Here is an 11,428-nt window from a genome sequence, read left to right as displayed (position 1 = left end):
ACAGCCTGAACCCAATCCATTAATCCAGACCAGAAAGTTGTTCCAACTAAGATTATGGGAAATTTTCCAATTTTTTTTGTTTGAATTAAAGTAATTGCTTCAAACAATTCATCCAGTGTTCCAAAACCTCCAGGCATGACTACAAAACCTTGAGAATACTTGACAAACATAACCTTACGAACAAAGAAATAATCAAAATTTAAATTTTTATCTTTATCAATATATGGGTTGTAATGTTGTTCAAAAGGCAACACTATGTTTAGTCCAACAGAAGTTCCTTCACCTCGATGCGCACCTTTATTTCCAGCTTCCATAATACCTGGTCCACCACCTGTAATAACTCCGTAACCAGCTTTACAAATTTTATAGGCAATGTTTTCTGCCAATTTATAATACTTATCTTCTGGTTTAGTTCTTGCCGATCCAAAAATAGAAACACATGGACCAATTCTTGCCATGCTTTCGTAGCCATTTACAAATTCGGACATAATTTTAAAAATCGCCCAAGAATCGTTGGTACGAATTTCATTCCATGGTTTTTGCTTTAATTTGTCTTGAATTACTTTGTCTTCGTCGTTATCAAAATCTTTTAATTTCATATTTTTTGTTTTATTTTTTGGAGCTAATCCTGCTATTCGTTGCAATCTGTCATTGCGAGGAACGAAGCAATCTCATCATTATTTTTCGCCATCGCAATAACAGGATTTTCACTTCTATCAGGGCTAGAAATTTGTTCCCTAAACTAACACTTTATTATTTTTTTTTTAGATTAATTATTAATTTTATTAAAATTTCTTTATCATTTAAATAATTAGTAAAGCAATTGTAACTTTTTATCAAGTTTTAAATTTTCATCATTGCCAGTATTTTGAATAATCTCAATTGTTTTCTGAAGTTGTTCTAACCTTTTTTGATTTATTGAGTAACCGTTTACCAAATGTTCTTTTAATCGTTGGGTTGCCCATTGTCTGAACTGGGTTCCTTGTATCGATTTTACCCTATATCCTACTGATATTATCACGTCTAGATTGTAACATTTTGTATTATATACTTTCCCATCATTTCCAGTCAGTAAGAAATCCTTACATACTGAATCAATTTCTAATTCATTTTCTTTAAATATATTACCAACATGTTGTGTTATGGCAACTCTATTTCTATCAAATAATATTGCCATTTGCTTTTGAGTCAACCAAATAGTTTCATTATCAAACGTAACATCAATAGTAGTTTGACCATTTTTGGCTTGATAAATTTCTATTTTACTCATATTGCTAAACTAACTCATTTTTTAAAAACTGTGCAGTGTAGCTTTTTTTATTTTTGGCCACTTCTTCTGGAGTTCCTTTGGCAACTAAATTTCCACCACCTTTTCCGCCTTCTGGACCAATATCAATAATATAATCTGCCAATTTAATCACATCCATATTATGTTCAATAATCAAGATGCTATTTCCTTTGTCCACCAATTTATTGATTACATCCATCAAAACCCGAATATCTTCAAAATGTAATCCTGTAGTGGGTTCATCCAAAATATAAAACGTATTTCCAGTATCTTTTTTTGCTAATTCACCAGCCAGTTTAATACGTTGCGCTTCGCCACCTGAAAGTGTTGTACTTTGTTGACCTAGAGTAATGTAGCCTAAACCAACATCTTGTAAAGTTTTTACTTTTCTATAAATTTTTGGAATCAATTCAAAAAATGGAACCGCTTCGTCAATGGTCATATTTAATATGTCGGAAATTGATTTTCCTTTAAATCTAATTTCCAAAGTTTCTCGATTAAAACGTTTCCCTTGGCAAGTTTCGCATTCTACATAAACATCGGGCAAGAAACTCATTTCAATAGTTCTAACTCCTGATCCTTCACAAGTTTCGCATCGTCCACCTTTTACATTAAAACTAAAACGTCCAGCTTTGTAACCACGAATCATACTTTCGGAAGTCATCGTAAATAGATTTCGAATTTCGGTAAAAACTTCAGTGTAAGTTGCTGGATTGGAGCGTGGTGTTCTTCCAATTGGGCTTTGGTCAATATCAATTACTTTGTCAATATGTTCTAAACCTTCAATTTTTTTATAGGGCTTTGGTTTCTTGACACCATTAAAATAAAAGGCATTCAAAATAGGGTAGAGCGTCTCATTAATTAATGTCGATTTTCCTGAACCAGAAACGCCTGTAACACAAATGAGCTGACCCAAAGGTAACTCAATAGAAACATTTTTTAAATTGTTTCCCGTCGCGCCAGTCAATTTCAAAAATTTACCATTTCCTTTTCGACGTGATTTTGGAACTTCAATTTTCATTTCACCATTTAAATATTTCGCTGTAATGGTATTTGATTTCAATATTTCTTCCGGTGTTCCTTTGCTAATAATTTCACCACCATATTTTCCTGCTTTAGGACCAATATCTATAATATAATCGGCACGTTCTATCATGTCTTTGTCGTGTTCAACCACTATGATTGAGTTTCCAATATCTCGTAATTGTTCGAGCGAATGAATTAATTTTTCATTGTCTCGTTGGTGCAAACCAATACTTGGTTCATCCAAAATATATAAAACACCGACCAATTGAGAACCAATTTGTGTTGCCAACCTGATGCGTTGTGCTTCTCCTCCAGAAAGTGATTTCGAACTTCGACTGATGGCCAAATATTCCAATCCAACATTCATTAAAAAGTTTAACCGGTCTTTTATTTCTTTGATAACTTCGGTTGCAATACGCTTTTGTTTGTCTGATAAATGATTTTCTAGATCATGAAACCAAGCAGTCAAATCAGAAATATCTAGATTAGACAAATCAGCAATATTTTGTTCATTTATTTTAAAATATAAAGATTCTTTTTTAAGACGAGAACCTTCACAAACTGGACAATCAACTTCATCCATGAATTCTTTTGCCCATCGTTTTAAAGTAGAAGAACCAGAATCGTCGTGTTGCGATTTAATAAAATGCGAAATGCCTTCAAATTCAATTTTATATTCTTTGGTAACACCCGCAGTTTTTGAGGTAACAGAAAATTTTTCTTTGCCGCCATTCAAAATAATTTCCATTGCTTCTTCGGAAATGGTCTCAATAGCATCGGTCATTTTAAAACCAAATTTTTCGCCAATAATTTCCAATTGTTTGAAAATCCAAGTGGTTTTATATTCTCCCAATGGTTCAAAACCGCCTGCTTTTATTGATAATTTTGGATTAGGAATTATTTTTTTGATATTGATTTCATTAATTGTTCCCAACCCATTACAGTTTGGGCAAGCACCTTTTGGAGAATTAAATGAAAATAGATTGGGTTCTGGATTTTGGTATGAAATTCCTGTTGTTGGACACATTAAATTTCTACTGAAAAACCTTGCTTCATTACTATCTTGATCAAGAACCATCAACACATTTTCACCGTAATGCATAGCTGTATTTATACTTTCGGAAATTCTTTTCTGAACCTCATCAGTAGTATCAACAACAATTCTATCAATAACAGTCTCAATATCATGAGTTTTATATCGATCGAGTTTCATTCCAGCAGTAATATCTTTTACATCTCCATTGATGCGCACTTTCAAAAACCCTTGCTTGGCAATTTGTTGAAAAAGTTCGGCATAATGTCCTTTTCTAGCTCGAATAATAGGTGCTAAAATATTGATTTTTTTTCCTGAAAAATCTTTGATAATTAAATCTTTGATTTGTTCATCGGAATAGGAAACCATTTTTTCTCCTGTGTTGTAACTGTATGCATCGCTGGCTCGAGCAAATAATAGACGTAGGAAATCATAAATTTCTGTAATGGTTCCAACTGTGGATCGCGGAGATTTGCTAGTTGTTTTTTGTTCAATAGCAATAACTGGGGATAATCCATCTATTTTATCCACATCTGGACGTTCCAATCCTCCAAGAAACTGTCTGGCGTATGCCGAAAAAGTTTCAATATACCGGCGTTGACCTTCGGCATAAATAGTATCGAAAGCCAAAGATGATTTTCCTGAACCCGAAAGACCAGTTATAACCACCAACTTTTCGCGAGGAATTGAAATATCAATATTTTTTAAATTATGGACACGAGCTCCAATAACTTCTATAGTATTATCGTTTTCTAACATTGTTTTTTAAAAAAAACAAAGGTACGATTTTGAATGAGATTTTTAATTATCTGATTTGTCAAAATTTCTTGTAATATTCCACCAAATAATTGTAGATTTTCGATTGAATTATGAAACTTTCAAATATCTTCAAATTTAAATAAAAAAAAACGCCGATTGATTGTCGGCGTTTTAGATCTTAAAAAAATGTTACTAATCTGCTGTAAATTCTGCAAAAGTTTTTAAAACAAATGGGATTCCAGATAAAACAACTTGTTTCTGAATTGAAGTTTCATTTTTTGCCTTTAATGTTTTGAATTCTTTCATTGAATTATCAAAACGCTCTTTAATGACTTCCATATTTTCTAGTTGCGATGCTGAAGGAGCTGTAAAATTGGATGCAACATTAGAATATAATTCACCTAATTTTTCGCGTAATTCTTTTTCTGCACCACCTACATAATTATCGCCAGTAGTGATAACCAATTTACCTTTTAAAGTTTCATAAGCAGATTTTATTTTCAAACCATCTTTAGAAAAACCTTTATTTTTTTCAATCAATAAATCTAAAACTTTTATGGTTTCATCAATTTGATAAACGGTGTACGCCAATTCTTCATTTAAATTAAATAGAGTTCTTGTTGTTGCTTTTTGCTTTAATCTATCTGAAACTGAAATGGCACTTTTTGGATCATTTACTACTTTAAAAGATTGTGTGAAAGTTTCTTTGCCTTTGGTTATAACCGCTTTATAATTGCCTTCTTGGACTCTTGGCGCTGTAAAGCCTGAATAATCCATTGTTTTTCCAACTGCTGTTTTAGGATTTTTCATATTATAACCCCAATTGACTACGTTGATTCCTTTTTGTTTTCCTGGAATTAATGAAACGATTTTTTTACCATTTTCATCTTGAATTTCCATATCCATTTTACCCAAAGTATGACGTTTTTTCAAATAATAAATAATTTGAGCATTTGAAGTTGGATTGTCTCCAACAAATTCTAGTTCTGTTGCTGTAGTACCAAAGTTAGATTGTTCCTCAATTACAGCGGGTTTCAAATCGAAAAAGTGCAAATCTTTATTCAAAACTTCTTGATTTATTTGTCGCAAAGGAGAAATGTCATCTAGAATAATAATTCCTCGACCGTGCGTCGCCATAACTAAATCGTTGGTTTTTTTGTTTAATTCCATAAAATAAACAGCAACATTTGGCATTTTATTGGTAAAATGTGACCAATTGGCACCACCATCTATTGTAATGTACAAACCTTTTTCGGTTCCTAGGAACAGTAAATTTTCATTCACAAAATCTTCTTGAATATTTTTCACAAAACCATCTACATCGGCTGTGATGATTGATTTCCAAGTTTTTCCAAAATCGGTTGTTTTATAAGTATAAGCATTGTAATCGTTTTTGGTATGACCTTCAAAAACTGCATAAGCGGTTCCTGCACCAAATACACTTGCTTCTATATGATAACACCAGGTGTTTTTTGGCAATCCAGCAATATTGGCAATAACATTTGTCCATGTTTTTCCAGCATCTTGTGTTACTTGAATATTTCCATCATCCGTTCCTGCCCAAATTACCTTTTCGTTTACAGGTGATTCTGCAATTGTGAAAATACTACAATGTTTTTCGGCACCGGAATTGTCTTTAGATAATCCACCAGAATTTTCTTGATTTTGTTTAATTGGATCATTTGTTGTTAAATCTGGAGAAATTTTTGTCCAAGAAAGTCCCATATCTTCGGATTTGTGTACAAATTGACTTCCCATATAAAAACGATCGGTTTGTTTTTTACTAACTTCCATTGGCGCATTCCAGTTAAAACGTAATTTTGCTTCACCTTTTACAGCAAGTGGCTGAATAGTAACAAGTTCTTGAGTATCAGTATTAAATCGCCAAACATTTTCTGCACCTTGCATTTCGCTATAAATTATATTTTTTGAAGGATGCTTTACTACTCTAAAACCATCTCCATAACCAATTCTTGTCCAATCTCTTGACTCAACTCCACCAGGTGATTTTGAAGGACCATACCAAGAACCGTTGTCTTGCAAACCTCCATAAACATTATATGGTGATTTATCATCGATACTTACATAATAAAATTGGGATGTTGGTATATTACTCACCATTTCCATAGTACTTGCGCCATCCCAAGAACGATAAATACCACCATCTGTAGCACAAAACATTCTATTTGAGTCATTTGCATCAAAAACAATATCGTGAATATCGGAATGCATATTTCCTAAACTTTTGAAAGTTTTTCCGCCATCGCGACTTATTGAACCGTTTAATCCAGCTTTAACAACAATATCTGGATTTTTTGGATCGACCGTAATTCGGGAGAAATAAAATGGGCGAACAACCAATCCAAAATCACTATTTAAGTGTTTCCAATTCGCACCAGCGTCATCAGAACGATACAAACCATTCAATTCAGCTTTTTCTGTTTCTAATACTGAATACAAAATATTTGAATTTGATGGCGCAATGGTTATTGCAATTCGACCCAATTTTCCAGCAGGAAATCCTTTTTGAATTTTATTCCAAGTTTTCCCAGCATCGGTTGATTTGTACAATCCAGATTGAGTACCTCCAGAGCTAAATGACCAGCCAGAACGCCTGAATTCCCAAAAGCTGGCATACATAATATTGCTATTATTTTTATCCAAAATTAAATCTGAACAGCCAGTTTTATTATCTACATAAAAAGTTTTTGTCCATGTAGTTCCACCATCGGTAGTTTTGTAAATACCACGTTCATCGCTGTCTCCCCAAAGTGCACCGAGAACGCCAACCCAAACGTTATTGCTATTTTTTGGATCAATTACTATTGAAGAAATCCTATCGGATTTAGGCAAACCCATATTTTTCCAGTTTTGTCCTCCATCTGTAGATTTGTATATTCCATCTCCAACAGAGACGCTATTTCTTGTCCATGTTTCGCCAGTTCCAACCCAAATATTTTGATCTGGTTTTGATGGATCAACGGCGATGCAACCAATGGATTGAATTTGTTCATCGAAAATAGGAGTGAAGCTAGCGCCACCGTCTCCACTTTTCCATACACCGCCACCAGCTGCACCAGCATATATGATTTTGTTGTTTGTAGGATGCAATTCAATATCGGTCATACGACCACTCATTAATGCAGGACCAATATGTCTGGCTTTCAAATCACCAAATAATTCTTTGCCTTTTAAAACTATTTTTTCTTGAGCAAAAGTATTTTGAATGGCAAATAAAAAGACTATTGAAGCTATAATTTTATTATTTTTCATGTATATAATTGTAAAAAAAATCCCCAACTTAAGTCGAGGATTTTTAAATTAATATTATTTATTGTGCTGGAAATGCAAAAGTTTTTGCGTCTACAACTGGATTTAAAGTTATTTTTTTAACTTTTAAAGGCTGCCCAAATTGTGAAATTGAAAATGGGAAAAACAAACCATCTACTTCTTGATAATCGCTCATGGTCGAAGTCGATTTTTGACCTTTCATTGGCCCTTCTTTGATTTCAGTTTCAGATGCAATAACTAAATTGTTTTCTGTTTCAAAGTAGTAGAAACTAACATCATCAGTTTTTACACCAGCAACCATGGTTGGTTTTTTTGTGAATTTTATTTTGTAACATTCAGCTCCTTCTTTGGTTTCTTTTCCAATGTATTCGGCACTATAACCTTTTGATTTGTAGTCTAATAATGCTTCAGGAAAGTCTTGGTCATTTAATTTCATATTTGAAGTGGCTTCTGCATCACTTTTTTCTGCTTTCATTGTCATAAAATTGGTAGTCCACATACTAGTACCGTCATATGCCATTTGCGTGATTTCTTTTCCTTGCAAATTAATTTTCACATACATTTTTCCACCTGGTAGTTGCACTACTTCAACTGGAATTTCCATTCCTCCTTGGTTAGTAGTCATTTCCATTTTAACACCTTTCAATGCTTTCCATTTTTCGGCACCACCAGTTGTTGTTACAAATTTGTTGATAATTTCGTCTGCAGTTTGAGCTTTGGCTGTAAGACTTAACATTGATAAAACCAATGCAAACATTGATAATTTTGCCACCTTGCTAAAGATTTGGAAATTGGATTTTTGAACTTTGTAATTTGAAGATTTCATAGTTTTGATTTTTTAATTATTATCGTTTGACGATTATATATTTCATTTGTTACAAATTTATTTATTTTTTATAAGATATATACTAGTTTTATTAAGTAAATTTTCATTTTTAATGTTAAAATTTAAATACTTCTAGCGTATGTATTCTTCCAAAATTTTTAATACTATGACAAGTTTAATAATTTTTGATTTGAAAATATAATGAGTTCTTCAAAAAATAAAGTAAATTCTTGTTCAAATTCCATATAAAACTCTTTCAGTTCAATGATAGCTTCTTGCATATTGGCTCTGTGTTTGGTTCTATAATCCATTTGAAACAAAATTTTTTCAATTCCATCTATTGTTGCATAACTGACTAGCCAATTTTGAGCAATCATATAGGGCATAATTGATTTTGTTTTTTCTGAAATGATATTTTTATTTTCCTCTAGAGATTTATAAAAATCAGAAACATATTTTTCTAGTTTTTCATTAGAATAATTTTCCCAGTTTTTAGCTAAAAAATGGTCGTATAAAATATCCATAATTACACCAGAATAATGACCATATTTTTTATGAAGTCTGTGTTTACTTTTTCTATAAATAGGATGTGCATCTGTAAATGTATCAATTTGACGGTGCAATAAAATTCCTTTTATTACTTGATTTGGAAATTTTAAGTAATCGTTGCCCCGAATACCATCTGCCATAAAATTGCCGATTTTTATTAAATCATTGTTGCCAGAAAGGTAGATGTGTGTTAGAAAATTCATTCGACTAATTTATAAATTTTAAACGATGAATTTCAAATTTTAAATGTTTTTAAAATGTCAATTATTATATTTGTGAATAATTAAAAATTTATAATTTAAAATTCAAAATAATTAAGAATGACTTTAATAAAATCTATATCAGGAATTCGTGGCACAATTGGTGGAAAAGTAGGAGATAATCTAACACCTGTTGATGCTGTAAAGTTTGCTTCGGCTTATGGAACTTGGTTAAAAAGCCAAGAATCAAGAGCCAAGAGTCAAGAGTTAAAAAAATGCAAAGTTGTTGTGGGAAGAGATGCTAGAATTTCTGGACCTATGATTCATAATCTGGTAGTCAATACTTTAATTGGACTCGGAATAGATGTTATCGATTTGGGATTGTCCACCACACCAACAGTTGAAGTTGCAGTTCCGCTCGAAAAAGCTGATGGTGGAATAATTTTGACTGCTTCACACAATCCGAAACAATGGAATGCGCTAAAATTATTGAACGAAAAAGGCGAATTTTTAAATGGTGAAAATGGAGAAAAAATTCTAGAAATTGCCGAATCTGAATCTTTTGATTTCTCGGATGTGGATAACTTAGGAGAAATTACTTTCAACGATGCCTACATGGATATTCACATCGATGAAGTTTTAAATTTACCATTGGTAGATATTGAAGCAGTAAAAGCTGCTAAATTTAAGGTAGTCGTTGATGGTGTAAATTCTTCGGGCGGCATTATTATCCCAAAATTATTAGAATTAATGGGCGTTGAAGTGGTAAAATTATATTGTGAACCCACTGGTCATTTTCCGCACAATCCAGAACCTTTAAAAGAGCATTTAACTGATATTTCTGAGTTGGTTGTTAAAGAAAAAGCACATTTGGGTATTGTAGTTGATCCAGACGTGGATCGTTTGGCTTTTGTTTGTGAAGATGGCGAAATGTTTGGCGAAGAATATACTTTGGTGGCTTGTGCCGATTTTGTTTTAGGTATAACTCCAGGAAATACGGTTTCCAATATGTCATCGTCTCGTGCTTTGCGCGATGTAACAAATATGCATAAAGGAAACTATCAAGCCAGTGCTGTGGGCGAAGTAAATGTAGTTGAATTGATGAAAAAAAACAATGCCATTATTGGAGGCGAAGGCAATGGTGGCATTATTTATCCAGAATTGCATTATGGTAGAGATAGTTTGGTAGGAGTAGCTTTATTCTTAACACTTTTGGCAAATAAAAAAATATCAGTTTCAGCTTTGCGTGCTTCATATCCAGAATATTATATGAGCAAAAATAAAATAGAATTAACACCACAAATTAATGTTGATAATATTTTGGTTGAGATGACAGAAAAATATAAAAATGATAGTTCAACAAGTTCACTATCAACTATTGATGGTGTTAAAATTGATTTTGCAGAAAATTGGGTGCATTTGCGAAAATCAAATACAGAACCTATTATTAGAATTTACACAGAAGCTCCTACACAAAAGGAAGCAGATGTGTTGGCTTCAAGAATTATTGATGAAATAAGAAGGGTGGCTGGAATATAATTTTGAGAATTAAATCTATTGTAAAATGCCAATTTGTCATATTTATTGATGTGACTAATAGTGTGACACTGCCAATTTAATAGTAATATTTGTATTGGCATAAAACTTGACTATTTCAAATGGAGCTTATAAAAACGAATTACACAATAATTAAATATAATAAAAATGGGTAAAATAATTGGAATTGATTTAGGAACAACAAACTCTTGCGTTTCTGTAATGGAAGGTCAAGAAGCAGTAGTAATTCCTAATTCTGAAGGGAAAAGAACAACACCATCTATCATTGCATTTGTAGAAGGTGGCGAAATTAAAGTGGGTGATCCAGCAAAAAGACAAGCTGTGACCAACCCAACTAAAACGATTGGTTCTATCAAACGTTTTATGGGACACACTTTTACAGAAACTACTGGTGAAGCGAAAAGAGTACCTTATTCAGTTGTAAAAGGGGACAACAATACACCAAGAGTTGATATCGATGGTCGTTTGTACACACCACAAGAATTGTCAGCTATGACACTTCAAAAAATGAAAAAAACAGCTGAAGACTATTTAGGTCAAACAGTTACAGAAGCAGTTATTACTGTTCCTGCTTATTTTAACGATGCACAACGTCAAGCTACAAAAGAAGCTGGTGAAATTGCTGGTCTTAAAGTAATGAGAATTATAAATGAGCCTACTGCTGCGGCTTTGGCTTACGGATTGGATAAAAAAGGTGTGGATCAAAAAATCGCAGTTTACGATTTAGGTGGAGGAACTTTTGATATTTCTATCCTTGAATTAGGAGATGGAGTTTTCGAAGTATTGTCAACAAACGGAGATACACACTTGGGTGGTGATGATTTTGACCAAACTATTATTGACTGGTTGGCAGATGAATTCAAAACTGAAGAAGGTATTGATTTGCGTTTGGTTCCAAT

8 protein-coding genes are annotated in these 11,428 nt (G+C 32.7%); 2 read left to right on the top strand and 6 right to left on the bottom strand.

Annotated elements, in window-relative coordinates:
- The 6 genes from RMN92_RS10420 to RMN92_RS10395 all read right to left on the bottom strand — a co-directional run.
- On the bottom strand, positions 1–599 hold a 599-nt coding region (locus RMN92_RS10420; RefSeq protein ID WP_309609386.1), incomplete at its 3' end, for a TIGR00730 family Rossman fold protein.
- A 212-nt stretch (positions 600–811) separates the two neighbouring features.
- Positions 812–1,270, bottom strand: coding sequence for a RhuM family protein (locus RMN92_RS10415; RefSeq protein ID WP_309609385.1), 459 nt, complete (start codon positions 1,268–1,270; stop codon positions 812–814).
- A gap of 4 nt (positions 1,271–1,274) precedes the next feature.
- On the bottom strand, positions 1,275–4,106 hold the full coding sequence (uvrA, locus tag RMN92_RS10410; protein WP_309609384.1) for an excinuclease ABC subunit UvrA: 2,832 nt from the start codon (positions 4,104–4,106) through the stop codon (positions 1,275–1,277).
- Positions 4,107–4,298: 192 nt separating this feature from the next.
- Entirely contained in the window at positions 4,299–7,379 is a 3,081-nt protein-coding gene (locus RMN92_RS10405) for a VPS10 domain-containing protein (protein WP_309609383.1), read from the bottom strand.
- Positions 7,380–7,437: 58 nt separating this feature from the next.
- Positions 7,438–8,223 (bottom strand): outer membrane lipoprotein-sorting protein, encoded by a 786-nt coding sequence (locus tag RMN92_RS10400; protein WP_309609382.1) that lies wholly within the window; start codon positions 8,221–8,223, stop codon positions 7,438–7,440.
- A gap of 164 nt (positions 8,224–8,387) precedes the next feature.
- Complete coding sequence (locus RMN92_RS10395; protein WP_309609381.1) at positions 8,388–8,975, bottom strand: acyl carrier protein phosphodiesterase; 588 nt, start codon at positions 8,973–8,975, stop codon at positions 8,388–8,390.
- 117 nt (positions 8,976–9,092) lie between these two features.
- Here RMN92_RS10395 and glmM point away from each other — a divergent pair, with 117 nt between their 5' ends.
- Both glmM and RMN92_RS10385 read left to right on the top strand, forming a co-directional pair.
- Positions 9,093–10,511 (top strand): phosphoglucosamine mutase, encoded by a 1,419-nt coding sequence (glmM, locus tag RMN92_RS10390; RefSeq protein ID WP_309609380.1) that lies wholly within the window; start codon positions 9,093–9,095, stop codon positions 10,509–10,511.
- 165 nt (positions 10,512–10,676) lie between these two features.
- A partial coding sequence (locus RMN92_RS10385) for an Hsp70 family protein (protein WP_309609379.1) occupies positions 10,677–11,428 on the top strand: 752 nt, incomplete at its 3' end.

The organism is Flavobacterium sp. (assembly GCF_031363805.1).
GTDB lineage: Bacteria > Bacteroidota > Bacteroidia > Flavobacteriales > Flavobacteriaceae > Flavobacterium.
This window is presented reverse-complemented; position numbering and strand designations above follow the sequence as displayed.

What these genes read in the sequence shown, in the direction of transcription:
- RMN92_RS10415 (WP_309609385.1), bottom strand. Translation starts at nt 1,270, where the DNA reads ATGAGTAAAATAGAAATTTATCAAGCCAAAAATGGTCAAACTACTATT.
- uvrA (WP_309609384.1), bottom strand. Translation starts at nt 4,106, where the DNA reads ATGTTAGAAAACGATAATACTATAGAAGTTATTGGAGCTCGTGTCCAT.
- RMN92_RS10405 (WP_309609383.1), bottom strand. Translation starts at nt 7,379, where the DNA reads ATGAAAAATAATAAAATTATAGCTTCAATAGTCTTTTTATTTGCCATT.
- RMN92_RS10400 (WP_309609382.1), bottom strand. Translation starts at nt 8,223, where the DNA reads ATGAAATCTTCAAATTACAAAGTTCAAAAATCCAATTTCCAAATCTTT.
- RMN92_RS10395 (WP_309609381.1), bottom strand. Translation starts at nt 8,975, where the DNA reads ATGAATTTTCTAACACACATCTACCTTTCTGGCAACAATGATTTAATA.
- glmM (WP_309609380.1), top strand. Translation starts at nt 9,093, where the DNA reads ATGACTTTAATAAAATCTATATCAGGAATTCGTGGCACAATTGGTGGA.